Annotated in this window: 17 protein-coding genes; 5 read left to right on the forward strand and 12 right to left on the reverse strand. The window is 45.1% G+C overall.

Annotation, left to right across the window (positions count from 1 at the left end; all coding sequences use genetic code 11):
• The 3 genes from ACT3QR_RS08710 to ACT3QR_RS08720 all read left to right on the forward strand — a co-directional run.
• The coding region (locus ACT3QR_RS08710; protein ID WP_444520958.1) for a YgiQ family radical SAM protein at positions 1-2,150 on the forward strand (2,150 nt) is incomplete at its 5' end.
• Positions 2,151-2,492: 342 nt separating this feature from the next.
• Positions 2,493-2,903, forward strand: coding sequence for a hypothetical protein (locus tag ACT3QR_RS08715; protein WP_444520959.1), 411 nt, complete (start codon positions 2,493-2,495; stop codon positions 2,901-2,903).
• Between the two features lie 453 nt (positions 2,904-3,356).
• On the forward strand, positions 3,357-3,893 hold the full coding sequence (locus tag ACT3QR_RS08720; RefSeq protein ID WP_444520960.1) for a hypothetical protein: 537 nt from the start codon (positions 3,357-3,359) through the stop codon (positions 3,891-3,893).
• 49 nt (positions 3,894-3,942) lie between these two features.
• On the opposite strand, the gene ACT3QR_RS08725 is transcribed toward ACT3QR_RS08720, so the two are convergent.
• The 6 genes from ACT3QR_RS08725 to ACT3QR_RS08750 form a co-directional block, all read right to left on the reverse strand.
• Positions 3,943-5,883 (reverse strand): tetratricopeptide repeat protein, encoded by a 1,941-nt coding sequence (locus ACT3QR_RS08725; RefSeq protein WP_444520961.1) that lies wholly within the window; start codon positions 5,881-5,883, stop codon positions 3,943-3,945.
• A complete protein-coding gene (ligA, locus tag ACT3QR_RS08730; protein WP_444521039.1) occupies positions 5,884-7,875 on the reverse strand; it encodes an NAD-dependent DNA ligase LigA in 1,992 nt (663 codons plus the stop codon). It abuts the gene before it with no gap.
• Between the two features lie 317 nt (positions 7,876-8,192).
• On the reverse strand, positions 8,193-9,209 hold the full coding sequence (locus tag ACT3QR_RS08735; protein WP_444520962.1) for a cell division protein ZipA C-terminal FtsZ-binding domain-containing protein: 1,017 nt from the start codon (positions 9,207-9,209) through the stop codon (positions 8,193-8,195).
• A 215-nt stretch (positions 9,210-9,424) separates the two neighbouring features.
• A complete protein-coding gene (locus ACT3QR_RS08740) occupies positions 9,425-13,393 on the reverse strand; it encodes an AAA family ATPase (RefSeq protein WP_444520963.1) in 3,969 nt (1,322 codons plus the stop codon).
• 66 nt (positions 13,394-13,459) lie between these two features.
• The gene (locus ACT3QR_RS08745; RefSeq protein ID WP_444520964.1) at positions 13,460-14,401 is read right to left on the reverse strand and encodes a hypothetical protein; all 942 of its coding nucleotides are present in this window, start codon (positions 14,399-14,401) and stop codon (positions 13,460-13,462) included.
• Positions 14,402-14,452: 51 nt separating this feature from the next.
• Complete coding sequence (locus ACT3QR_RS08750; RefSeq protein ID WP_444521040.1) at positions 14,453-15,256, reverse strand: sulfite exporter TauE/SafE family protein; 804 nt, start codon at positions 15,254-15,256, stop codon at positions 14,453-14,455.
• A 169-nt stretch (positions 15,257-15,425) separates the two neighbouring features.
• On the opposite strand from ACT3QR_RS08750, the gene ACT3QR_RS08755 reads away from it, so the two are divergent.
• Positions 15,426-16,415 carry a biotin--[acetyl-CoA-carboxylase] ligase gene (locus ACT3QR_RS08755; RefSeq protein ID WP_444520965.1) on the forward strand — a complete coding sequence of 330 codons (990 nt, stop codon included), beginning with the start codon at positions 15,426-15,428 and terminating at the stop codon, positions 16,413-16,415.
• Between the two features lie 71 nt (positions 16,416-16,486).
• A complete protein-coding gene (locus tag ACT3QR_RS08760; protein WP_444520966.1) occupies positions 16,487-17,215 on the forward strand; it encodes a pantothenate kinase in 729 nt (242 codons plus the stop codon).
• A gap of 110 nt (positions 17,216-17,325) precedes the next feature.
• Here ACT3QR_RS08760 and ACT3QR_RS08765 read toward each other — a convergent pair whose 3' ends face one another.
• The 6 genes from ACT3QR_RS08765 to ACT3QR_RS08790 all read right to left on the reverse strand — a co-directional run bounded on the left by ACT3QR_RS08765 (position 17,326) and on the right by ACT3QR_RS08790 (position 26,125).
• The gene (locus ACT3QR_RS08765) at positions 17,326-18,513 is read right to left on the reverse strand and encodes an isovaleryl-CoA dehydrogenase (protein ID WP_444520967.1); all 1,188 of its coding nucleotides are present in this window, start codon (positions 18,511-18,513) and stop codon (positions 17,326-17,328) included.
• 42 nt (positions 18,514-18,555) lie between these two features.
• Positions 18,556-19,476 carry a hydroxymethylglutaryl-CoA lyase gene (locus ACT3QR_RS08770; RefSeq protein ID WP_444520968.1) on the reverse strand — a complete coding sequence of 307 codons (921 nt, stop codon included), beginning with the start codon at positions 19,474-19,476 and terminating at the stop codon, positions 18,556-18,558.
• Positions 19,477-19,491: 15 nt separating this feature from the next.
• Positions 19,492-21,591 carry an acetyl/propionyl/methylcrotonyl-CoA carboxylase subunit alpha gene (locus tag ACT3QR_RS08775; RefSeq protein WP_444520969.1) on the reverse strand — a complete coding sequence of 700 codons (2,100 nt, stop codon included), beginning with the start codon at positions 21,589-21,591 and terminating at the stop codon, positions 19,492-19,494.
• Between the two features lie 77 nt (positions 21,592-21,668).
• Positions 21,669-22,478 carry an enoyl-CoA hydratase/isomerase family protein gene (locus ACT3QR_RS08780; protein WP_444520970.1) on the reverse strand — a complete coding sequence of 270 codons (810 nt, stop codon included), beginning with the start codon at positions 22,476-22,478 and terminating at the stop codon, positions 21,669-21,671.
• A gap of 151 nt (positions 22,479-22,629) precedes the next feature.
• Complete coding sequence (locus ACT3QR_RS08785) at positions 22,630-24,240, reverse strand: carboxyl transferase domain-containing protein (RefSeq protein ID WP_444520971.1); 1,611 nt, start codon at positions 24,238-24,240, stop codon at positions 22,630-22,632.
• 130 nt (positions 24,241-24,370) lie between these two features.
• Positions 24,371-26,125: an AMP-binding protein gene (locus tag ACT3QR_RS08790; RefSeq protein ID WP_444520972.1), complete on the reverse strand. Its 1,755-nt coding sequence runs from the start codon at positions 26,123-26,125 to the stop codon at positions 24,371-24,373.
• Positions 26,126-26,318: the final 193 nt, after the last annotated feature.

Below are 26,318 nucleotides of genomic sequence, written 5' to 3' on the forward strand. Positions count from 1 at the left end.
CCGCGGGCAACATGGACAGCATGATCAACCGTTATACCGCAGATCGCAAAATCCGTAGTGATGATGCTTACTCTCCTGGCAACGTGGCAAACAAACGCCCTGACCGTGCGGCTATCGTCTATAGCCAGCGCTGCCGTGAAGCCTACCCTGATGTGCCTATTATTTTGGGCGGTATTGAAGGTAGCTTACGCCGTATTGCTCATTATGATTACTGGTCGGACAAGGTGCGCCGTAGTATCTTGCTAGATGCGCGTGCCGATGTCTTACTATATGGTAATGCTGAGCGTGCTATCGTCGATGTGGTACATGGTCTGTCAAAAGGATATAGCTTCGAGCAAATGAGCAAGCTGCGTGGTACTTCTTACCTGTTGACACCGACTCGTCGCCATTGGCAAGCGGACATGACAGAAGTCGCCAGTAACGATGTCGATACTGTCGGCCGTGTCGATCCAATTATCAATCCTTACGTGATGACCGAGGATGTCGATCAATGCTCAATCGAGCAGGATAAACCATTAGACTCGCCTGTTGGGCAAGCCATGCCATCATCAATGTCATCACAGTATCAGGGTTTTGTCGCTGAACCAGTCACTGATAAAGTTATCAATGCCGAACAAGTAGATACCGATACCCAAGTAGTACAGATGCGCGGATTTGACAATGTTTTTGATAAGCCAAAGACCGCTCGTAAGCATAAGATCAAAATGCCACCACGTGAAGAGACGGTGATTCGTCTGCCTGATTATGAGCATGTTAAATCTGACCCTGTACTCTATGCCCATGCCAACCGCATCTTGCATCTAGAGACCAACCCGGGTAACGCGCGTGCGCTAGTACAGCGTCATAGTAGCGGTGCGGGTAACTCGCATACCTCAATTGATGTTTGGCTGAACCCACCACCGATTCCACTCTCAACTGAAGAGATGGATTATGTGTTTGACTTGCCGTATGCCCGTCTACCGCATCCAAGCTACGGTGACGCGCGCATCCCTGCTTATGACATGATTAAGTTTTCAGTCAATATTATGCGCGGCTGTTTTGGCGGTTGTACTTTCTGCTCAATTACCGAGCACGAAGGTCGTATTATTCAAAACCGCTCAGAAGACTCAATTTTGCGCGAAGTGGAAGCCATTCGTGATACCGCACCTAACTTTACAGGGGTTATCTCTGATCTTGGCGGACCAACAGCTAATATGTATCGCCTGAACTGTAAAGATGACACCATTGAGAAGAATTGTCGTAAGCCATCTTGCGTGTATCCTGATGTCTGCGAAAACCTGATCACCGATCACAGCAACTTGACCAAGCTGTATCGCAAAGCCCGTGACATCAAAGGCGTGAAAAAAATCCTGATTGCTTCAGGCTTACGTTATGACTTGGCAGTAAAAGATCCTGAATATGTCAAAGAGTTGGTTAGTCACCATGTCGGCGGTTACCTCAAGATTGCCCCTGAGCACTCAGAAGACAATGTACTGTCGAAAATGATGAAGCCTGGCATGGGCAGCTACGATCAATTCAAAGCCATGTTTGAGCAGTTCAGCCAGGAAGCAGGCAAAGAGCAATATCTGATTCCATACTTTATTGCTGCTCATCCGGGTACCAAAGATGAAGATATGATGAACCTTGCCCTATGGTTAAAGAGTCACGGCTACCGCGCCGACCAAGTACAGGCATTTTATCCAAGTCCAATGGCGACCGCGACCACCATGTATCACACGCACAAAGACCCATTGCATAAGGTCAGCCGTAGTGAAGGTGACATGGATATCGTCAAGTCTGGTAAGCAGCGAAAACTGCACAAAGCGTTCCTTCGCTATCATGATCCAAAAAACTGGGTACTGCTACGTAAAGCGCTGCAAGACATGGGCCGTAGCGACTTGATTGGTAAAAACCGTGGCTGCTTGATACCTCCATTTAATGCTCATCTAGAAGGCCGTGATGCAGCGCAAGACAGTTACCAGTCAGCGCGCAAAAAGAACAGCCGTCTTGGTAATGACTCAGTGAAGCGCAGTAACGGCTCGTCAAACCGCAATCCATCAGTGAAAGGTACAGCGGGTAAGAATACTGTCGGTAAAAACAGTAAGAAGAAAGTCAGCAAAGGCAACTTCCAGACGCAGCATACTGGTCTGCCACCGCGTAAAACCAAGTAGTATTCATAGTATAAAAATGCATGCTCAGCTTAGAGTATATGAAGCAGAATGTGTTAAGTAAACCAAAAAGCGCCTATCAGCCACTCGCTAATAGGCGCTTTTTTATGCGTCAAATCTCTACGCATAAAGCTTTATGGTCGCGGATTTCACGATGAACGTTGCTTACTTTTCATCATATTGCAAACTATAAGTTACATTAGACAGCGGTTGGGTAACGAAGCTAACAGGTAACAAACAATTTCTAACATTAAAATCGTTCCTTTTCGCTACTATAACCCTTATACGCTAAACGCATAATTAAGAACAAATAAACGACACCAGTGAAAAAATTCGGAGAGTACGATGAGAATGACAGCTAAGATTGCGACTACCCTACCAGTCCTTGCACTATTAAGCGCTTGTGCAACTACCGCCCCGATGAGCCAAGACACGACTGATACGCCAACTCCAGAAAGAGCAACCGCCGCCTACGATCGTATGGCTCCAGCACCATACACCTGTACTGACGACAGCAAAATCACGGCAAAGCAATCTATCAATAAAGAACAAGTCATGCTCAATGCTACTCTACCAAAAGTGCAATGGGCCGAGCAGCCAATCATCCTAAACGGTGAAGTAAAAGGCGAGGTCGCAAGCTATGTAAACGACTCAAACCCAGAAGTCGTTTACGCATGGCACATGAAAGGTGATAAAGGTATCTTTGCGATGAAATGGGCTGATGGTACAGAGTATCAAGTGAACTGCCAAATCTAATCAGCTAGAGATAAGCTCATCGTCTCAACAGACAAAAAGCAGTCATTAAATAGTGGCTGCTTTTTTATGCGTTTTCGTTCCATATGTATATAAAGATAGCTATAAAAAACAGTTCCAAGTAGATGGTTATATAGTCAGTTTAATATGATTTTGATATAAGGAAACCGAGTGCAAGTTATATATCAGTATGCTCAGCGAGGATGACGATGTAGCGGGTTTATATAGACTTGACTATATCGTTGATTCAATTTAAAAGTGGTACAAGGAAACCGAGTGCAGATGTAACTGTAATACTTCAAGCGAGGTTAGCACTGTCATTCTTTTATAGAGGATTGATGATATCAAAACTTGCCATCTGATGTATTTCGCTAGAGAAGCACAAAGAAAGCTGTCAAAATAGCAGCTAGGGCAAATCAATCATGATCGATAATCAAAAATCAAAAGGGTAACTCGATGGCAAAGCGTCTGATAAGTATGATGGTAATTGCAACAGCAAGCATGTGGGTGCTAACAGGTTGCGATAATGCTACCGATTCTGTCGATGCCACTGAGCAAGCTGCAGAGACAGCAACAGACGCATCAACGCCAACAGCCGATACCATAGACTGGTCACTGGTAGATAGTGGTGAAAAGCCAGCTGATCCTACCAACTATAAGTATCCGTTTGCCATCGATAGCCAAAACGTCCAAGATTATGCAGATTACTTCAAAGTGGATGCGGCGACCGCTCAGCATAATCTGACGGTGAGCATGGCAAGTAACGAAGCACTATCGAAAGCCTTGGATCAACTCAGCGAAACCTATGTCTCGCACGAATTAACTGATGGCAATGATATGACGCTTATCATTCATACCACGCCCGATGTCGCTGCCAGTCGCTATGATTATGTGCTGTCTGATGACTTTGCCAAAGGGTTGGTACTACCTATCGTGATTCAGCCAGACGGTAAGAAAGGTGACGTAGCAGCGCATGGTGAGATGGTGGAGTAGAAAGTTAATAGCGTGTGTTTTTATTTATATGACACACGCTACTGTTTTATTACGAAGTATGGCGGTAAGGATTGTTTGAGAGTTCGATTTTTATTTTTTTTCTACCTTTACTTTTGCAAAGCAATTTAGATAAATAAGGTTGATATTGAGTAGCGGCTGGTGCAATATATATTTTATCAAGATTGTCTCTTACATCCGCTTCATACTCAATATATAAAAACTTGCCAAACTCCATTTTCACTTTTTCATCGTCAAGCGAAGTCATATAAACCATACGGCACTCTTGCTCTTCTTGAAATGCTGAATGTTTGATAAGGTATTTCAGAGGTAAAAGAATTTCATTTAATAGAACTTCTATCTTACCTGACAAACTTGCATTTTTTTTCTCAATCTCAGCCACTTCTTCAGTAATAGTTCTATAATCACTTTGAAGGTCTATAAAGACACTTTTAAAATCTTCAGTTTTTTTATCAATAAAGCTTTTATAGCTTTTCCATTCGTGTTCAGCTTTACTTATCTGCTCACTTCCTATCTGCACAGACTCATCATTAAATTCCCGAAAAAAAGTTAGTCGATTACGCTGAGCTAAATGAACATAGTCGGAAGTAGGATCAAGATAAACACACCTCATTACTGGCTGCTTTTCTATTTTCTCTTCACTTAAATCAATTTCAGTTGCTTTTTCAAGTAAGTTAGAGCCAGTAATACTCGATCTATCTTCAAAAAGCACATATGACAATCCTCCGATAAAATTGTATTTTTGAAAAAAATCTTTTTCGAAAACTAAGCTAATTCCAGAAGCCTCTTTATTACCTTGCTTGCCATAGAGTCTGAATTGATTCAAGCTATCGTGATTAAAAGTGAAGCAACTAATAAAAGCATGTAAATTTTCATCAAATTGAGATTTATATGATAACTCCTTCTTGACTCCTTTTAGATAATTTAAAAGAAGTTTACCTTCACTAGGATCGTTTACATTATTTATAGTGTTCAGTCTAAATGAACTTGGAAGTTTTTTATTCTTATCATTAGCTAGTAGTAAATTGGTTGTGTCAGTCCCTGTGTAATGAGCTAGTTTACGCTCTACAGGTTTATCCTCAGTTAATCTGTGGCTAAAATCCACTTTGAGTATCTCTATAACCTTAGAAACATTAATAAGTAGTAATAACAAATTATTTCCAATACTATTGGTAGAATCATGCCTAATTAACCTACAAATTTTAGCCAAACAAAGTCTCTCGTATTGATACGCGTCTACAATTTTCTGGAGTGCATTTTCAGCCCTATCAATATTTTGATACTGTGTGTCTTCCATAGATACCGTACAGATATTATATTGAGCAAGATTGAATATTTCTAAGGAATTTTCAGATTTTATTCTTCCCCATATATCTAAAGCTTCATTAGTATTCCCTTTTCTATTTAACCTAACACCTAAGTTGAATTGTGCACGTTCATAGACCTCAGGGTCATCATTCTTTTCTATACTACTCCATGCCTTATCAGCATCTTCTTCATTACCTTCTTTGACGAGAAGATTGGCCATGTTGGATTTTGCCTTAGCATAAGCTTCCTTATTAGCATTTTGCTTAACATTATTCCAAGCTATTTTCGCTTCTTCAGCTCTACCTGCATCGGCTAATATAACGCCAATATTGTATTGTGCCCTAGCATATATGTCTGGAAAATCGTCCTCTCCTATTTTCGACCATATCTTTAGAGCTTCGCTAGTATTACCTTGTTCATCATAAACAGCAGCAATATTATATTGTGCTTTTTTATAATGTTCTCTATTGTCCTGAGGCTGAATTAAATTACTGACTCTAACAGCTTCATCCAAAAATCCATTCCTGTAGAATATTTCAGCCAGTTTTCTCTGAGCAAGTGAGAATTGCTCATCACTTTCACTCTCACGCGTCACTTTCATCAACTCTTCAATCTCTTTTCGAGCTGCTTCGTCTAGACCTTCCATGTCATCAATATTCATCATCTACGCCTTAACCATCGCCAAAAACTCATCTTCGCCCACCACTTTAACGCCCAGCTTTTCAGCCTTCGCCATTTTTGAGCCAGCTTTTTCACCTGCTAGTAATGCTGTGGTTTTTGCCGAGATGCTGCCTGAGACTTTTGCGCCAAGCGCTTGCAATTTGGCTTTGGCTTCATCACGCGCCATACTGCTCAGTGCGCCCGTAATCACCCACGTTTGACCATCAAGTGGCAGCCCTTCTGATGAAGTGGCTTCAACTTTGTCCCAATACACGCCCGCTTCTAGTAGTGAGTTAATCACCTCGATATTGTGCGGTGCGCGGAAAAACTCATAAGCAAGCTCGGCAGTAATGGTGCCCACATCAGGGGTTTTAATCAGAGTTTCGACACTGGCGGCCATCAGACTATCTAAGTCACCAAACTGCTGAGCAAAGTTTTGTGCCGTGCCCTCGCCTACACCGCGGATGCCAAGTGCATAAATAAAACGAGGCAACGTTGTATGCTTACTGGCTTCAATAGCATTGATGATATTCTGTACGGATTTTTCACCCAGTTTTTCAAAGGTAACCATTTCATCTGCATGATTGTGCAACTGATAGATATCAGCGACAGTTTTGACCAGACCATGCTCAAAGAAGCTAATGAGCCAACTTGCACCAAGTCCATCGATATCCATCGCACGACGTGAGACAAAATGAATAAGCGCCTCGGTCTGCTGCGCTGGGCAAAATAGTCCACCCGTACAGCGTGCCAATGCTTCATCTTCAGGCAGCACCACAGGAGAGTCGCAGACAGGACAAGTAGAGGGTAGCGTGACTGGTTCGCTATCAGCTGGGCGCTGATCGTGCCAGACACGAGTCACTTTTGGGATGACATCACCTGCCCGATGGACGCTGACCGTGTCACCTGCGCGCACATCTAAACGCTGAATCTCACCAAAGTTATGCAAAGTGACATTGCTGACAGTGACGCCGCCGACTTTTACAGGCTCAAGCTTACCGACTGGTGTTATCTGACCTGTACGTCCTACTTGCCACTCAATATCGTTGAGAAATGTCATCACCGTTTCGGCAGGGAATTTATAAGCAGTTGCCCAGCGTGGCTCGCGTGATAGGTAGCCAAGCTGCTGCTGTAACGCAAGGCTGTTGACCTTGATCACCATACCATCTATTTCAAATGGTAAATCGCTACGCCCTTCTATCACTGACTCATAATACGTCTGCGCGGTACGTGGATTTGCTACCACTTCTACAGCGCTGACCGTAAATCCAAGCTCGGTAAGCCATGCTAACGCCCCTGACTGTGTGTCGATATTCTCAGGCAAACCCTGATTGACCGAATAGCCATAGAATGCCAATGGACGACTGGCTGCTATCGCTGGATCTAGCTGACGTAAGCTACCAGCAGCAGCATTGCGCGGATTAGCAAAAGTTTTGCCCTCGTTCTCTTCTGCCAATCGATTAAGACGCTCAAACCCTGCTTTTGGCATCAATACTTCACCGCGCACTTCTAACAGTTCAATATCAGCAGCATCAGCTATCCATAGTGGCAAATTACGAATGGTTTTGGCATTTTGAGTGATATCCTCTCCTGTCTGCCCATCGCCGCGCGTGACTGCTTGGACAAATTTTCCGTGCTCATATTTCAGTGAAACTGCCAGTCCATCAAGCTTTAGCTCCATCTCGTACTCGGGATTTTGCTGCGAGTCACTGAGACGATCGTTGACGCGGCGCATGAAGGTATGTAGCTCGTCATAGTCGAAGACATTGCCCAGCGACAACATCGGAATATCATGCGTGACTTGTGTAAAGGCCGATAGCGGCATATCACCGACTTGATTGATTGGACTGTCTGGCTGTACCAAATCTGGGTATTCTTCTTCGATTTCAAGCAATGAGCGACGTAATTGATCGTACTCGCTGTCTTCTAATATCGGATTGTCGAGCACATAATAGGCATAGTTATGCGTTTTTAATGCTTCAATAAGTGCACGCATTTTCGAGACAATCTTTGTACTATTGTCTGTATTGCCATCGGTTGAACTAGATATGTTAGATGTCGCAGGTGCTTGGTTTTCTACTTGGGTAGATAGATTTTTGGAATTATTTGATAAGGTGGCGTCAGTCATAGTCGGTGTCTTTTTTGCAATTCAAGATGTCGATATGATAACAAGTTTGTAGGATACTCGGATAATATTTTGCAGAAACTAAAGGCCATTAAAAAAGGGCAAATAACGTTAATCGCTATTTGCCCTTTATATAACTTCTGATATTAATCAGCTTTTAACTTTCGTAGCTTGTAGCCTTTAAGCACCTAGCCCTCATAATCACGGACTTGGTTACGTAGTTGCTGCTTGTATTCAGGCGTGATTGGTTCATTCTCTTCATCAAGTATAATCGCGTCCAGATCGCTCGCCATCATATAAGCAATGCTCATCATACTATCAAAGCTGCGCACGGCTTGTGGATGTGGTAATGATAAGAATACGACGACACCGTTATAAGTGTTGGTCGCGACACTATGCGGATCAAATGGCGCGATACCGCTATCAGTGATACCCATCATGCTAAACCACAGCATACCTGTACCATCTTTTTGCTCATAGCGATGGAACATATTCATCGCGCCATAGCGTAGACCATATTTATCAATCAACGCTAGTAGGTCACGACCACGGATAATCGCCGCTGGACGGTCACGATATTGGTGCGGCAAGATAGTGATATTGATATTGTCTTTAGCATTAATCAGTGGGCCGTTTTGCGCGTCATCACCTGACTCTGATAGATGCTGATCCAATATGGGACTGTTGTCATCGAAGCTTGGCTCTTCTGCCGTATCGATGGTTGGCATCAGGCTATCAGTCGCTGACATTAGGCTAGAAAACGCATCGGGCTCTTGCTCGATATGCATCTGATCTGCGACTTCTACGAACTCAGTATTATCGGCGCGGCGTTGCTCTTCTTGCCAGCGCGCATAGTCAGCTTCATCGATACCATCATGATCGTCAGCTGCTACATAGTCACGCTCAGCCGTTAGTTGAGCATCAACGTTGGTATGCGCTTGCGTCAATGGATCCTCTTCAACGACGGCATCCAAATAACTACGATCAGGACCGATGCTCGTCTCGCCTGCGACTGTGTCATCAAGATCTGGTTGATCAACGATGTTGCGCTCGTGACGCGGTATGATCGGAATACCATTTTTATCATAATTGACCGCAGCAGCTTCGGTAGCACCGCGGCGCTTAAAGCTACGCATGACCATAAACAGCCCTGCGAGCACGATAAACGCGGCAATGGCAATCAATATAAACTGAATAACGGTCATGATAAATACATCCTAGTATATATAACAAAAGGGAATACACAAACGAGCATAAATGGCAATATTCTAGCATGGCTGACCTATATCGTCACCACATTGTGTACTTTATAACCAGTATGCTGGACTGAGGTCAAGCTTAATCGCATTTATGCCAATTGATTGATTATATTTGCATCGTGCTGATTCTCATAGTACTTTTGGTAACAACTATTTTATTCTTAGCTCTCTACGTAACGCGCGGCTTCATCAAGCGACACACTGACTAGAGTAGAAATGCCTGCACTTGGCATAGTTATGCCTTTTAGCTCATCAGCAATTTGCATCGTTAATTTATTATGACTGATAAAGATAAACTGTAAATCATCTGCTAGCTCATGAATAAGACTGGTAAAGCGCGCGACGTTGGCATCATCTAGCGGTGCATCAACCTCATCAAGCACACAGAACGGTGCAGGGTGCTGCTTAAATATCGCAAAAATCAAACTCAGCGCAGTAAGGGTTTTTTCACCGCCCGATAGTACTGCTAAACGACTATTACGCTTACCCTTCGGCTGTGCCATTAAGGTAAGCCCTGCCCGCCACTGTTCTGACTTTGGCGTATTGGCTGGCATCTCGTCAGTGTTCAACGTCAGACTAGCCTGTCCACCGCCAAAAACTTTGGCAAATAAATTGGCCAGTTCATTATTAACCGCATCAAGCGTCTGCATGAACAACGTCTTGGTCGTCTCATCAATAGAGGCAATCGCTTCCGTCAACGTCTGCATACTAGCGGCGATATCTGCTGTCTGCTGTGCGAGTGGTTCTAAACGTTCGTTTACCTCATCCAACTCTGCGACTGCTGCCAAATTGACTGGCCCAATCTTGCTCAACTGCTGAGTTAACTTGGCTTGCTCGGATTCCAGTTCAGCGATTTTGTCTGGACGGACGCGTCGATCATGAGCGATGAAATCTGCCAGCAGGTTTGAGACGCTCATGCTTTGTTGTGGTTGCTCTGCTTGCGCTTTATATTTATGACTTACTTGATAGTAGGCATCTAAAGCGCTTTGTGTGTGCGTACTGGCGTCTTCTAACCGTGCAGCACTCAGTGCCAGCTCAGTAGCATGACGGGCAAGCTCACTTTGCTGCGTTTGCAATGTATTTTGCAATTTATCAAGTGCTGTCTGCTGCTCAGCGTACTTTTGTTTCAGTGCTGTTAGCGCAGTATCACGCTCGGTCAATAGCACTTGCTGATCATCGCGTATTGTCTGTACAGACTGCAATGCTGCTTGTAGCTCTGGCAATTTAGCCTGCTGCTGCTCATGACGCGTCTGTAGGCTTTGCTCATTTTCTAACGACTTGTCATGTTGCTCAGTCGCACGAACTAAACTACTAACGCTATGCTCCAAGCGCGTCTCGTATTGCTGGATACGCAGTTGCAATGCTTGCCATGCGTCGTCATCAGCTTGACGGGCGCGGTTTAGCTCACTGCGCTCAGCTTGCAATTGCTGAGTTGTCGCTCGTGCCTCTGCTATTTGCGGAGTGAGTGTGGCGATCTCACTTTCGATATGCTGCTGCTCTTGCTCGAGGGTTTGTTGCTCTTGTGCCAGTTCTTGCTTTTCTTGCTCGAGCACTACTTTATCAGCGTTCAGACGTTGGCTATCTGCTTGCAAGCGCTCGACGTTGGCTCGCTCGGTCGTCAATTGCTGCTGGTATTTATGCTTATCACGGGTTAACTGCTCAGCTTGCGCACGCGTTTCTTCCAAGCTAACCATTAACGCATCATAATCGCGCTGATCTTTTGCAATAGATTTTTGCTGGTCTTGTATTTTGGTTTCCAGCTCATCAAGCAAGTCTTCTAACGCTTGTAAGCGCATACGCTGTTGCAGACGCTGCGTAAGGAATTGGCTATTGCCATCGTTCTGCTCGTCCTGTGCACTAGCAAATTTGCCTAAATTGATCGTTCCATGACGACTAATCAGCCAGCCATCTGCGGTAAGCAATATAGCGGACGGTGGCAATAACTTTAATACATCAATAAATGTGTCAATCTCAGGCTGCTGACTGATCTCAAACTGCGCCGTATATAGATAGCACTGCTGCCAAACCGCAAGCGTAGGTTGAATAATCAACTGCGCTAATGGCAATACTTTGTCAGCTATACCATTTGGCAATTCACTGATGAACGCATTTTCACTAGTATTACTTTGCGTAGCAGGTAACCATAAACTATGACCTGTCTCTACTAAAGCTTTATCTTTTGCACTAGTAGGTGTAGTTTGTGCGGTTTGATAAGCCAGTAAATCTGCAACGTCATGCTCAAGCGCTTGCCATAAGCTATTAGCTTGTTGAGAAATGCCGTTAGCGTCATTAAAGTCTGATTGCCTGGTTTGGTTAGCTTGTTGGTTAGCTTGTTGATTCGCTTGTTGGTTAGCAACCAGTACATGACTGTCTAACCATAATGCCAAGATACTATCGAGTAGCGGCGCATGCTCCTGTCCCTTCGCACTTAGCTCAATCTGCTCACGTAGCGTTACAATGGTTAATGGCTGATTATATATGCCATCGTTATTTGCATTATCTGTCGCGGTAACTTTCGACTTTTCTGATTGCTGCGGCGGCTGTGTAGGTTTCGGATGCAATATCTGATGCAGAGTATCGTACTCACCTGCTAGTAGTGCATGATGCTTTTCATCATTGCTCAACTCGCTCTGTTGTACGTTTAGTCTTTGCTGCAAACTATGCGCTTGCGGTTGTATCTCGGATAATCGTTCATCGACGGCTTCGCATTGACGCTCAATTTGCTGCAACTGCATGCTTAGCTCAGTGACTTGCTGTTCTAGTACTTGACTGAAGTCTTGCACCTTATCTGTCTTACTCACATTAGTACGGTCAGATGGTGCTATAGACTGCTGTAGTTGCTGCCACAGATTTTGCCAGTTTTGCTCGCGGCGTTGCCATTTATCATGACTTTGCTGATGGCGTTTTTGTGCTTGAGTGTTGATAGCTTGCTGCTGCTCAAACGAACGGGCTTTATCTTTTAAGCGTGACAGATTGTTTTGCGCTTCATGCCACGCGCGCTGCAATGGCTGCTCATTACGTTTATAGTCATCGCGCTTATCTGTCAGTTCAATAAGCTGCGGGCGTAATGCTTCTAGCGCTTGATTCTGCTCAGCTTGTTCAGACTGTAAACTCCCAATGTCAGCAAGTGATTGCTCGCGCTGCTGAGTCAAGCTAGTCAGTTGCTGCTCAATAGCGGTCAACTGTGATTTAGCATCACTTAGCTCATGTTCCGCTTGTTGATAGCCCAGCTGCTGCTGATAGTGAGCGCTTTGGGCGTCGTCTTTGAGCCATTGCTCTTGGTTGATACGAGCAGTGAGCTTGTCTTGCTGAGCTTTAAGCGTGTCGTAGTCAGCTTGAAGTGTCGATACCTCAGCGGCACTGCATTCATGCGCTACTTTCTGCTGCTGATGCGCTTGCTTAGCTTGATAGAGCTGCTGAATAGCGAGCTGCTGCTCGATATCAGCTAGCGTTAGAGCCAATTCTTCATAACGCTGCGCACTAGCTGCCTGTTTAGACAGTGTTTTCTGTTGGCGTAGTAGTTCGCTTTGCATATCGTGCAAGCGCGCTAGATTGTCTTTTGTCTTCTCTAACTTCTTTTGCGTCTCTCCACGGCGCGCTTGATAACGAGACACGCCTGCGGCCTCTTCGATAAACTCACGCAGCTGCACAGGACTAGACTCGACGATGCGCCCAATCATGCCTTGCTCAATCACCGCATAGCTACGCGCGCCCAGTCCTGTACCTAAAAACACATCGACCACATCACGGCGGCGACAACGCGTGCCATTGATAAAATAATCTGAGCGACCATCTTTATTTACCTGACGGCGAACAGACAGCTCTTGATACAAGTTAAATTCATGGCGAATGCCAGTCTGCTCATCTTGAGTATGCTCAAATGTCAGCTCAACACTGGCGACGCTTTTTGCTGTTTTGTCCTGCGTACCGGCGAAGATAACATCACTCATCGCCCCACCGCGTAACTGCTTGGCAGAGGTCTCGCCCAGCACCCAGCGGATGGCATCAATCACATTGGATTTGCCACAGCCATTCGGCCCGACGATGGCGGTGATACCATGACGAAAAGTAAAAGTGGTCGGATTGGCAAAGGATTTGAAGCCTGCCAGCTTTAGAGATTTTAAACGCATGAAGAGTCAATAAACTTAGCAAAAACAGGCGGCTATTCTACCTGAAATTGTACTGGTTTTTTAGGGTTAAACTGATAACTGCATAAACGATTTTGATTCGAGGCTTTGGTGGAACCCTCGTAGCAATTTTTGCTCCACTTGGCAGACATCATTTTCTGCTAAGTAGCGATTATTAAACTCTATAAAGGCTGACCAAGAGATACTTGCCACTTCTAAATGATCGACTATTTCTAACAGTTCTGTTCTTAATAGATATTGATACTTCCTTGGTCGTTTATGACATAGGGCAAGCTCCCGATCTACGAGCGTTTGCTTATTTTGCTTTAGCGCGTCACCGCCGATAAACAACAGCAAAAACTTTGCCCCTTTCTCGATAAAGCCCTTTTCTAATAAATGCTCATACATCAAACAGTACTTTAGGATTGGGTCTGGGTTTTTTCGGCCAGCGAGTTTTAACTCATTCGCTATCAATACATTCGCCTGATGGTTGTAGGCTAGATTGTCCATATACATTGCTTTTAGCTCTGTACTGTTTTCAAACATACCGCTATTACCATGTGTCGACCATGCCTCACTTGGCTCAAAGCTGATAAATTGCTGATAAAATAAGTTCAGATAAACATCACTGCACAAACTCAGAAAAATATCGAATTCTTTATTTAGGTAGTCTTCAGAAAAAAACTTAACGCGGCGAACGGCCTCTCTCGCATTACAGATACCCATCGTTTGCGTTGAATACGTCTCTAGCTGCTCAGTCTCATTCATTTTTGTATTGAGCTTTTTGATGACTGACTGCTCAATCTCTTCTATATTTTTATCCCTTACCTCTGGATGGGCCGCCCACTCAATGATTTGGCGTACGTATTGCTTTTTAGTGACACCTAAAATACGCTGCGGCTCCCATGCCAAAAACTCCACCATATTAGAGAGCCCAGTCGTCCATGATAACTGGTCTTTTAGATGATTCATTGATCCAAAAACTCGGCGATATTTTTCTGCAGCTTTCATACTAATAATGTCTCATGATTTGCATACTAATTTTATCAAAACTTATTTTCACTATAGAGCACCCAATCCACTCAGTAGCAATTGCACTCCAGCAAATATTAACAACACGCCAAACGCGCGCTTAAGCATCAGAGCAGGCAACACATGAGCCAGTTTGGCACCAACTTTTGCCATCGCAAAGCTGGCAACTGAAATAAATAAGAATCCTGTGACATGGACGAACCCTATCGTACCCTCAGGCAGATTGACCACGTCTTGACCGAACCAAGCAAACCCAGCAGCGCCAGCCAATGCAATCGGCAGACCGCACGCCGCTGATGTGCCGACCGATTGTTTTATTGGTAGTCCTGCCCAGTTCAAAAACGGTACGGTTAAGCTGCCGCCACCGATACCGAATATAGAGGACGCCATCCCAATGCCAGTACCAGCACCAAACTGAACGCCAGCCGATGGTAACGGTTTACCCACCTGTTCTTTATTAGAGAAGAACAGCATTTTTAAAGCGACCAATAACGCACCGAAACCGATGATAGCCTGTAGTGCTTGTCCATCAATCATATCCGCGATACCAGCGCCGACCAAACTCCCAATGACCAATCCAAGCGCCATCTTGCGCCATACTTCCCAGCGCACGCCGCCACGCTTGTTATGGGCAGTCAGTGAGCTGATCGAGGTCACAACGATGGTCGCCAGTGATGTCCCAATGGCCAAATGGGTGATTACTTCTGGCGAAAAGTCATAAGCGGTAAAAATCCAAACCAATGCGGGCACGATAATCATGCCACCGCCAACGCCAAACAAGCCCGCGCTGACACCCGCAAACGCGCCTGCAATCACAAACCACACATATAACATCATAGAACGAACCTTTTATAATACTGGCTGGCGCTATAGTACTCGCTTAGGCCTGCTTAATTGTATTTGCCAAATTTCAGCGTGACCTTTATGCTGTTTATTCGGTACTGTTTGACCAAAGCAATCGCTCAGTATATCAAAGTTTCCTTTAACCACATCGACTAAACTTATGCCGCCACTCACTAGTTTTTCTACCTATTTATCCGAGCTCAATCACCGTCATGTGGCTAGTAGCGCCTCGACCAATAGTGAGCTAATAGAAGCCTTACAAAACGGCTCGTTAGATGTCGCAACCGTACACGTTTTGACAGCGGAAACCCAAAGCGCAGGTCGTGGTCAGCATGGCCGCTCATGGCAATCACCGCGCGGTAATGTCTATCTGTCGTTATACCACCCTGTGCATATGCCGATCAGTGGCTTGCTATCGCTCATCATAGGTCTCGAACTGGCAAAGATGCCTGTGATCCAAACATTAAACGAGCAGTTACAAGCACAAGTATTGACGCCAATTGGGGTGAAGTGGGCAAACGACTTGGGGTTTTATCAGCAAGCTCAGAGACAATCTGAAAAGCTATCTGAAGAACAATCTACAACGGACAGCTCGGTATTGGATTCAGTATTAAATAATAATGTAGCAAATCAGCGTACGTTACCCTTTAATAAGCTGGCTGGAATTTTGATAGAGCCAGTGGCTCACTCTGGCAGGCTGGTTGGTGTGGTGATAGGTGTGGGACTTAATGTGCAAGCGACACCAAAACTCACAGCACAAACCGCTGAAGGCATGAGTTACCAAGCGATTAGTCTACAAGATATTAATGAGATGCGACCTTTAGAGACACAATCTGCGAGCCTACCAGACCTACCAATGCTCTATCAGCAGATGAGCAAAGCATTGATAGCGGCGATGACACGCTTTGAGCATTTAGGTATAGAACAGCCAACAGGTCATACTTATTATTTGGATGGTTTTTTGGAGCAGTTTGCGATGATAGATGCATTGTCAGGTCTGCGTTTACGCGTTACTCAAGACTATAGTAATCAACAAAAAGTCGTGACAGGAATTGCTTGCGGTATCGATACTCATGGGTGTTTGCAATTGCGTCAAGATAACGGTAAGATTTCTACGCTTTTTACTGGACGCATCGACGTTATTGATTAAAAACCGTCCTATATTTAGGCAACTATATTGATGAGTATCATCATCAACGAGCACTATATAAAGGGACTTTTATGCTCTGGCTTGACCTTGGAAATACCCGCCTAAAATACTGGCTAACCGATGATATCGGACAAATAGTCGCACATGATGCCAAACAGCATTTGCAAGCGCCTGCTGAACTACTCATGGGTCTGACAGATCGCTTTGAGCGTTATGCGCCTGATTTTATTGGTATCTCATCGGTATTGGGCGACAATCTCAATGCCAAAGTATCAGAGACGCTCAGTCGTTTGAATATTCCGTTTGAGTTTGTCCATGTCGATGCCGCACATGCACTGATGAAAAGTGATTACAATGATGAGCAGCTCGGCTGTGATCGTTGGTTACAGATGCTTGGGGCTGTTGATAAGAAGAAGCGCCAATGCGTGATTGGCTGTGGTACAGCGGTGACCATTGATTTGATTGATCATGCTGAACATTTGGGTGGCTATATCTTCCCCAGCATCTACCTACAGCGTGAATCACTGTTCTCTGGTACTAAGCAAATCACTATCTCAAACGGTACTTTTGATAATGTCAGCCAAGGCTTGACCACTCAAGACGCCGTACATCGCGGTATCTTGCTCTCTATTGTCGGCGCGATCAATGAGATCAGTCATCGTCACCCTAATTTTGAATTGATTATGACAGGTGGTGATGCAGCCATTATCTCCCAGCATGTTAATCGCCCCGTACGCTTGCGTGATGATTTATTATTAAACGGTTTAGCAAGATACTTTGATTACCGTAATAAGTCGTAGTCGATTATCGGTGACTAAATAGCACTAAGTCACATTGTTATGTTGGCGCAAAAAAGGCAGTACGTTTGAAACGTGCTGCCTTTTTATTTAGATAATGCTCTAGTCACTTCTTACTTGGTCTCGTTAAACAGCTCACGACCGACTAGCATACGGCGGATTTCACTGGTGCCTGCGCCAATTTCATATAGCTTGGCATCACGCCAGTAACGACCAAGTGGATACTCGTTGGTATAGCCATTACCGCCAAATATTTGAATACCTTCGCCTGCCATCCATGTGGCTTTTTCGGCACACCACAGAATCACACTGGCGCAATCTTTACGTACTTCTCGACTATGGCCAGCTCCGCGCGCGTCCAACATATCAAGATTTTTGCCAACAGTGTATAAGAAGCTACGCCCTGCTTGCAGTATCGTATACATGTCTGCGACTTTACCCTGAATTAGCTGGAACTCACCGATCGCTTGTCCAAACTGTTTACGATCATGGATATAAGGCACCACATTGTCCATCACTGCTTGCATGATACCGATAGGACCTGCGGCCAATACAGCACGCTCATAATCTAGACCACTCATTAATACCTTAACGCCCTCATTAAGACCGCCTAAGATATTTTCGCTTGGTACTTTTACATTATTAAAAGTCATCTCGCCAGTATGGCTACCGCGCATGCCTAGCTTGTCGAGCTTTTGCGCGGTACCAAAACCATCCATACCTTTTTCGACGATAAAAGCCGTCATGCCTTTTGCGCCCATTTCAGGATTGGTCTTGGCATAGACAACCATTACATCTGCATCAGGACCATTAGTAATCCACATCTTGCTGCCGTTCAACACATAGCTGCCGTCTTTTTCTTCGGCTTTGAGCTTCATACTAACGACATCTGAGCCAGCGCCTGTCTCACTCATAGCCAAAGCACCGATGAACTCGCCACTGATTAGCTTTGGTAAATACTTTTGCTTTTGTTCCTCAGAGCCATTACGTTTGATTTGATTAATACATAGATTAGAGTGTGCGCCATAGCTAAGCGCTACCGATGCCGAAGCGCGGCTAATCTCTTCCATCGCGACCATGTGTGCGACATAACCCATGTTAGAGCCGCCGTACTCTTCAGGAACGGTAATACCATGTAGACCGAGGTCACCCATCTTTTGCCATAGATCCATTGGGAACTCATCGCTACTGTCAATCTCCGCAGCACGTGGAGCAATCTCGTTTGCCGCAAACTGCTGCACGACATCACGTAGGGCGTCAATATCTTCGCCAAGTTGAAAATTCAATCCAGGTAAACTCATAACCATTCCTTGTATTTTAATATTTAATTTTTACGATAATTTTTAAGACTGACGTTTATTGATGATGGCACGCGCTACGTTTGAGCCGTTCGGGCGCTTTAAGAACTCACTGATACGCTCACCTGCCACAACCAATTTGTCCAAATCGATACCCGTGCTAATACCCATGCCATGCAGCATGTATACCACGTCTTCAGTCGCGACATTACCCGTTGCGCCTTTGGCATAAGGACAACCACCTAGGCCAGCGACGGAAGTATCAAACTCGCTAACACCCATTTGTAAGGCAGCCAAGGTATTGCTGAGTGCTTGACCATAAGTATCATGGAAGTGCCCAGATAGCATAGAGATATCAGCATGCTCAAGCGCCGCTTGTAGGGCACGCTGTACTTTGAGCGGTGTACCAACACCAATTGTATCCGCAATACCGATCTGCTCTGAACCGATCTCAACCAATCGTTTGGTGACGTAGGCTACTTGATTAGGATCAATCTCACCTTCATAAGGACAACCGACCGTACAAGAGATAACGCCTCGTACCTTGATGCCTTGTTCTTTTGCCGCAGCAGCCACTGGCGCGAACCGCTCAATACTCTCATCGATACTACAGTTGATGTTTTTTTGGCTAAAAGTTTCGCTGGCTGAGCCAAAAATGACAATCTCATCAGGACGATGCAAGATAGCATTTTCAAAGCCGCGCATATTAGGTACTAGTACCGAGTAGCAAACATCCGTCTGCCGCGTAGGCGCGAGTGCATCAAGCAACTCGCTGTTATCGCCCATTTGTGGCACCCATTTTGGCGAAACAAAACTGGTCGCTTCCAATTTTTTGACACCCGCCGCAATCAAATCATTGATAAGCATCTGCTTAACCTCAGTCGGTACCGTCATTGATTCGTTTTGTAGTCCATCGCGCGGGCTGACATCAACAATGGTGACATGGCTTGGATACGAGTGGCTCATACTTATTATCCTTTTCTATTCGCTTTCACTATCGATACATAATAGCTCATCACCATCAGCGACTAAGTCACCTGCTCCAAACAACAGCTCTGCCACCACACCATTCGTCGGTGCCGTAATAGTATGTTCGATTTTCATAGCTTCGATGACTGCTAACGGTTCACCTTTTTTCACAGTATCGCCAACGCCTACTTTGAATGTAACCACTTGCCCTGGCATCGGTGACTTCAAACTACCAGCCGCTGCTGTGTCTTCGCCCACATGTGCCATAATATCAATAAGCGTAATTTCATCACGTCCATTATCTGTGAATACGTAGACCGTCTCATTATTTACCCAGCTTTGAGCATTGATACGGGCACCTTCTAACCACAATGTATGATTATGCGCGTCACTACTATCATAGCTCACCTGACCTTCATAAACCGTTTCGGTCTGAGCGGCCACATTGATATTACTATCATCCTGCGTATTCGCAATTTCTTTGCCAATAACGAGCATAAAACTACTGAGATTATCGCTGCCCTTTTTACTATCAACACAACTCACATTGTACCAATTACTGATGCGAGCACTATAGGCTTGCTCATCATAAACCAAGCTAAATGAACGGGTATAATCGCTATAAGCACGGAAACCAGTTGACTTGCTAAATGGATCTGAGCCTTGCGTGGTCGCTTCGCTCGCTAATTGCTGCGTAATAGCTGTTACCACAAGCGTCGATAACCCAAGAGGATGCTGGTCAAAAAGCTTATCCTGCTCACGCTCTATCAATGCGGTATCGAGATTGGCTTTGCTAAATGAATCGGTATTTAAAATATAACGCAAAAATGCCACGTTGTTTGGCAGACCGACAATACGTGTCTGTGCTAATGCTCGATCAAGTCTAGCCAGCGCCTGCCCACGCGTAGGAGCATGGACGATAAGTTTGGCAATCATAGAGTCGTAAAATGGACTGATGACGTCACCCTCACGTACGCCATCGTCGATACGCACATCGTTAATGTTAAACGTACTATGCTCAGGCTTTTTATACGTAAATAACGTTCCTGTCGCTGGCAAGAAATTGTTATCAGGGTTTTCGGCACAGATACGCGCCTCGATTGCATGACCGTTAATAGCCAGATCATCTTGCGTTTTTGGCAATGGCTGACCCGCAGCAACCAACAACTGCCACTCGACCAAATCGACACCAGTAATAGCCTCACTGACTGGATGCTCAACTTGCAAGCGCGTGTTCATTTCCATGAAATAAAAATTCATAGCGTCTTCACGCTGCTCCACAATAAACTCAACCGTACCTGCACCAACGTAATCTACTGCACGTGCTGCTTCGATTGCCGCTGTACCCATTGCCTCACGCATGGCAGCATCAACACCCGGCGCTGGCGCTTCTTCTAATACTTTTTGATGGCGACGCTGTACTGAGCAATCACGCTCAAACAGATGCACATAATTACCATGCGTATCACCGAATACTTGGATTTCGATATGACGTGGTTTTAGCGCGTATTTTTCGACCAATACTTGATCATTACCAAAACTGGTAATCGCTTCACGGCGACACGAGTCGAGCAGGTCAATAAAATCGCTGCTTTGCTCCACGATACGCATGCCTTTACCGCCGCCACCTGCACTGGCTTTAATTAATACTGGATAGCCAATATCATCTGCCTGCTGCTGCAAAAACTGTGCATCTTGGTTATCACCATGATAGCCCGGTATCAGCGGCACGCCAGCCGATTCCATCAAGCGCTTGGACTCAGACTTGCCGCCCATGGCACGTATAGCATCGGCCGATGGACCAATAAATACCAAGCCAGCATCTTGGCAAGCCTGTGCAAAATCTGCATTTTCGCTCAAAAACCCATATCCTGGATGAATTGCTTGAGCACCGGTTTGCTTAGCGATAGCGATAATAGCATCACCTTTGAGATAACTGTCTTTCGGTGCCGAACCGCCCAAATAAATAGCTTCATCACAGACAGCCACATGCTTAGCACTGCGGTCCGCATCAGAATAAACAGCAACGGTACTGACGCCAAGACGCTTAGCAGTCGCAGCCACTCGGCAAGCAATTTCACCACGGTTGGCGATTAGAATTTTAGAAAACATAACTATCCCTGTGTCTTATCGTTATTATTTGACGTCTTGTCTATTTGCCCATTTATCTATCATTGTTCTGCTACTAGTTAGTCTGCTATTAGCCAATCAGGTTTACGCTTTTGCAAAAACGCCTGCACGCCCTCTTTACCTTGTTTTGATGAGCGGATATCAGCGATACCTTTGACCGTGTCAGCAATCAGCTCATCTGTAATAGGTGCACCAGCGACATCATGTAAAAGCTGCTTGCAGGTTTTTACCGCGTCAGGGCTGTTTTTGACGACTTTGTTACAGAACGCAGCCACTTCATCGCCTAGCCACTCTTCGCTAACACGCTCATGGATAAAGCCAAGCTGACGCGCCTTTTTGGCATCAAACACCTCAGCACTTAGGAAATAACGCTGCGACGCTCTAGCACCTAGCGCTCGGATAACATAAGGGCTGATAGTGGCAGGTGCCAACCCTAAACGGACTTCGCTGAGGCAGAAATTAGCAATCTTGACCGCAATGGCTACGTCGCAAGCAGCGACCAGACCCATGCCACCTGCATATACATCACCTTGAATGGCCGCAACTGTCGGCTTAGGACATTCATAAATAGTCTTAAGCATTTGCGCCAATTTATCAGCATCCGCTAGATTTTCTTCATAGCTATAATCTGCCATGGCACGCATCCAATTGAGATCAGCGCCTGCACAGAATGCCTTGCCAGCAGCTGCTAGCACAATGACACGTACTTCATCATCAGCACCCAACTTCGTGAAAGCCTCTGTCAGCTCAGCAATCATTTCATCGTTAAAAGCATTACGTATCTCAGGACGATTCAATGTCACTGTCGCCACATGCTGCTCGACGTTAACCAATAGGCTTTTATAATTTTTATCACTGTCTTTTTGCATAACTTTCTCTATATTTCCATGTAAATACTTAAACAAACTCTTGGTCAACTCATAATAATGTTAATACAAGGAAGCCGAATGTAGATGTACAAATCGTACTTCAAATGAGGTTGACTCAGTAGTCGCTTATTATGGGAAGACTTTAGAACCCTTACATTCTAAAGACACCAAATGTCGTCTCTTCGATCGGCGCGTTATATGCAGCACTTAGTCCTAACGCCAATACATTACGGGTATCAGCAGGATCAATCACGCCGTCATCCCACATACGTGCGGTAGCATAGTACGGATGACCTTGCTCTTCATACATTTCACGAATCGGTGCTTTAAATGCCGCTTCGTCCTCATCGCTCCACGCTTCACCTTTGCGATCAAAATTATCACGTTTGACCGTTGCCAGTACCGAGGCGGCTTGCTCACCGCCCATGACAGAGATACGCGCATTTGGCCACATCCATAAGAAACGCGGGCTATAAGCGCGGCCACACATACCGTAATTACCAGCGCCGAACGAGCCACCGACGATAACGGTGAATTTTGGTACTTTAGCATTGGCCACCGCCATTACCATCTTGGCACCATGACGAGCGATACCTTCGTTTTCGTATTTACGTCCTACCATAAAGCCAGTAATGTTCTGGAGGAATACTAATGGGATTTTGCGTTTACAGCACAGCTCGATGAAGTGCGTGCCTTTCTGTGCTGACTCACTGAATAGAATGCCGTTGTTAGCAATAATACCGACCGGCATCCCTTCGATATGTGCAAACCCGCACACTAACGTCGTACCAAAGCGGGCTTTGAACTCATCAAAGGCACTGTCATCAACGATACGGGCGATAATTTCTCTAATATCAAATGGCTTGCGCTTTTCTGTTGGAATGACACCATATAGCTCTTTGACGTCATAACGTGGCGGACGTGGTGTGATTTGATTAGGGATGTTTTTTGCAGGACGATTTAGATGACTGACGATATTACGGGCGATCGATAGCGCGTGCGTATCATTTTGCGCTAGATGATCAACCACGCCTGACAGCCGCGTATGTACATCGCCGCCGCCCAAGTCTTCTGCGGTAACTTCTTCACCAGTCGCTGCTTTGACCAGCGGCGGACCACCCAAAAAGATCGTACCTTGCTCTTTAACAATGATAGATTCATCGCTCATAGCAGGCACATAAGCACCGCCAGCCGTACAGCTACCCATGACCACAGCAATCTGCGGAATACCTGCCGCACTCAGATTGGCTTGGTTAAAGAAAATACGGCCGAAATGTTCTTTATCAGGGAACACATCATCTTGGTTCGGTAAGTTGGCACCGCCTGAGTCAACTAGATAAACGCACGGCAGATTATTTTCTTGCGCGATTTCTTGGGCACGTAGATGCTTTTTGACTGTCATTGGGTAGTATGTGCCGCCTTTTACCGTGGCATCGTTACAGACAATCATACATTCGATGCCATTGATACGGCCGATACCTGCAATCACGCCAGCCGCCGGAATCTCTTCGCCATACATATCATGTGCAGCCATCGGTGCCACTTCTAGGAACGGCGTGCCTACATCCAATAAACGCTCAACACGCTCACGTGGTAACAGCTTACCACGCGCTAAATGCTTGGCTCGTGCGCGCTCTGAGCCGCCTTGGGCAACTTTACGCAAGTGTACATACAGGTCATCGACTATCTCTTGCATCGCGGCACTGTTTTGCTGAAAGTCGCTTGAGTTTGGACTCAGTTTACTGGTTATGATAGCGCTCATGATATCCCTTTTTTTCTTATAGATAGATACATAGATGTGAGTGGCTTTCTATATAAATGATACTAACTGCTATTGTTAAGCGTTACTCACATGGTTGGTCTTATATTTTCAGAGTAGATAAGTAAGTTTATTACAAACCTAGCTCTTCTTTCATTTGCTCAATGATTTTATACTTTTGAATTTTGCCAGTGATGGTCATTGGATATTCAGTGACAAAGCGATAGTAAGTGGGCACTTTATAATGAGCGATATGTTCACTACAGAACTCGCGTACTTCCTCTTCAGTCAAGCAGCCAGGTTCTTTCGGAATAATCCAAGCTGCAAGTACTTCACCATAGCGCTCGTCTGGTATCCCGACGATTTGCACATCACGGATTTTCGGATGGCGGTAGAGATAATTTTCGATTTCTACTGGATAGATGTTTTCACCACCGCGAATCACCATGTCTTTACTTCGGCCGACGATTTTGACATAACCGTCTTCATCCATTGTGGCCAGATCACCCGTATGCATCCAACCATCTTGGATAGCTTCACGCGTTTTAAAGCGACTGCCCCAATAGCCTTTCATAATCGAGTAGCCACGTGTGAGTAGCTCGCCTGTCTCGCCAAGCGGTACAGTTTCACCCGTTGCGGTATCGACAACTTTGACCTCAAGAGCAGGCTGTACCAGACCTACCGTCGAGACCTGTTTATCAAGTGGCGTGTGCTCATTAGTCTGGCAAGATACCGGACTGGTCTCTGTCATGCCATAAGCAATAGTGACTTCGCTCATATGCATCTTATCGATGACGCGGCGCATAACCTCAATCGGACAGCTAGACCCAGCCATGATGCCTGTGCGTAGAGTAGATAGATCAAAGTTTTCAAATTCAGGATGGTCAAGCTCTGCGATAAACATCGTAGGTACGCCATGTAGACCCGTACACTTCTCTTCTTCAACTGCTTGCAATACGGTCAATGGCTCAAAGCCATCGTTTGGATAGACGATACAACCACCATGCGTAAGAATCGCTAGATTGCCAAGCACCATACCAAAACAATGATATAACGGTACTGGAATACACAGTCTATCTTCTTCCGTAAGGTTCATGGCCTCACCGATGAAGTAGCCGTTGTTAAGGATGTTGCGATGGCTCAGGGTTGCACCTTTTGGGGTACCAGTCGTACCACTGGTGAATTGTACATTGATAGCATCGGTGTTTTTAAGCTGTGCCTGACGCTCGGCTACACGGGGATCGTTGGCATCGCCCTCGCTCATCCATGCAGAGAATTTCTGCATAAAATCAAAGGTCTCGTCCGACTCTGGCTCATCAATCCAAATAATACGTTCAATTGTTGGAATTTCAACCAAATCAAGCTGAGTGTAGTCTTTATGGTAAATCTCAGGGCACAATTCACGAATTAAACTGGCATAGTCACTGGTTTTGAAATGGCGCATCAGTACGAGCGCTGAACAGCCCAACTTATTTAAGGCATATTGCAGCTCAAAGGTACGGTAGGCAGGATTGATATTGACGAGGATAACGCCGACTTTTGCCGTGGCCAATTGCATGAGCAACCACTCAGCATTGTTATGCGACCAAATACCGATACGATCGCCAATCTCAAGCCCCATCTCAATCATACTACTAGCTAGCTGGTTAACTTGCTGCTGTAACTCTCGATATGTCCAGCGGATATTTTGATGACGGACGACCAATGCTTCGCGCTCAGGATGTTTGGAGACAATAGCATCAAAAAAATCACCTATTGTCGCTTCAATCAGTGGTACATCAGGACCTTTGTCATAGCTTTGGGTAAGTGGTGCATTCGCTGAGCGTGCGCCCATATTGATACTAGGGATATTTTCTAAGATAGCATCGAAATCATAATTTTGAGTCATAACGAGTCCTTTCGTTTTACTTTTTATGGTGCTGATTAATGGCCTGTGGGTCAAACCCTCTTCCTTGAGCAGGTCTTACATAGCATTTAACTACTATAACGCCATAAACGAAAGCCTGTCAACAATATCAATACAGTATGTATCATTTAATTAGATAAACCGAATTTCTATTTAATAAAAGGTAACATAGAAT

Source organism: Psychrobacter sp. AOP7-B1-25, assembly GCF_052376195.1.
Lineage (GTDB): Bacteria > Pseudomonadota > Gammaproteobacteria > Pseudomonadales > Moraxellaceae > Psychrobacter.

Excerpts from the sequence above, each read along its gene's own strand:
- ACT3QR_RS08725 (WP_444520961.1), bottom strand. The coding sequence starts at position 5,883 with ATGATGAATATTGATGACATGGAAGGTCTAGACGAAGCAGCTCGAAAA.
- ACT3QR_RS08785 (WP_444520971.1), bottom strand. The coding sequence starts at position 24,240 with ATGAGCGCTATCATAACCAGTAAACTGAGTCCAAACTCAAGCGACTTT.
- ACT3QR_RS08720 (WP_444520960.1), top strand. The coding sequence starts at position 3,357 with ATGGCAAAGCGTCTGATAAGTATGATGGTAATTGCAACAGCAAGCATG.
- ACT3QR_RS08760 (WP_444520966.1), top strand. The coding sequence starts at position 16,487 with ATGCTCTGGCTTGACCTTGGAAATACCCGCCTAAAATACTGGCTAACC.
- ACT3QR_RS08715 (WP_444520959.1), top strand. The coding sequence starts at position 2,493 with ATGAGAATGACAGCTAAGATTGCGACTACCCTACCAGTCCTTGCACTA.
- ligA (WP_444521039.1), bottom strand. The coding sequence starts at position 7,875 with ATGCGTGCACTTATTGAAGCATTAAAAACGCATAACTATGCCTATTAT.
- ACT3QR_RS08745 (WP_444520964.1), bottom strand. The coding sequence starts at position 14,401 with ATGAAAGCTGCAGAAAAATATCGCCGAGTTTTTGGATCAATGAATCAT.
- ACT3QR_RS08770 (WP_444520968.1), bottom strand. The coding sequence starts at position 19,476 with ATGAGCCACTCGTATCCAAGCCATGTCACCATTGTTGATGTCAGCCCG.
- ACT3QR_RS08735 (WP_444520962.1), bottom strand. The coding sequence starts at position 9,209 with ATGACCGTTATTCAGTTTATATTGATTGCCATTGCCGCGTTTATCGTG.
- ACT3QR_RS08765 (WP_444520967.1), bottom strand. The coding sequence starts at position 18,513 with ATGAGTTTACCTGGATTGAATTTTCAACTTGGCGAAGATATTGACGCC.
- ACT3QR_RS08750 (WP_444521040.1), bottom strand. The coding sequence starts at position 15,256 with ATGTTATATGTGTGGTTTGTGATTGCAGGCGCGTTTGCGGGTGTCAGC.
- ACT3QR_RS08790 (WP_444520972.1), bottom strand. The coding sequence starts at position 26,125 with ATGACTCAAAATTATGATTTCGATGCTATCTTAGAAAATATCCCTAGT.
- ACT3QR_RS08780 (WP_444520970.1), bottom strand. The coding sequence starts at position 22,478 with ATGCAAAAAGACAGTGATAAAAATTATAAAAGCCTATTGGTTAACGTC.
- ACT3QR_RS08775 (WP_444520969.1), bottom strand. The coding sequence starts at position 21,591 with ATGTTTTCTAAAATTCTAATCGCCAACCGTGGTGAAATTGCTTGCCGA.
- ACT3QR_RS08740 (WP_444520963.1), bottom strand. The coding sequence starts at position 13,393 with ATGCGTTTAAAATCTCTAAAGCTGGCAGGCTTCAAATCCTTTGCCAAT.
- ACT3QR_RS08755 (WP_444520965.1), top strand. The coding sequence starts at position 15,426 with ATGCCGCCACTCACTAGTTTTTCTACCTATTTATCCGAGCTCAATCAC.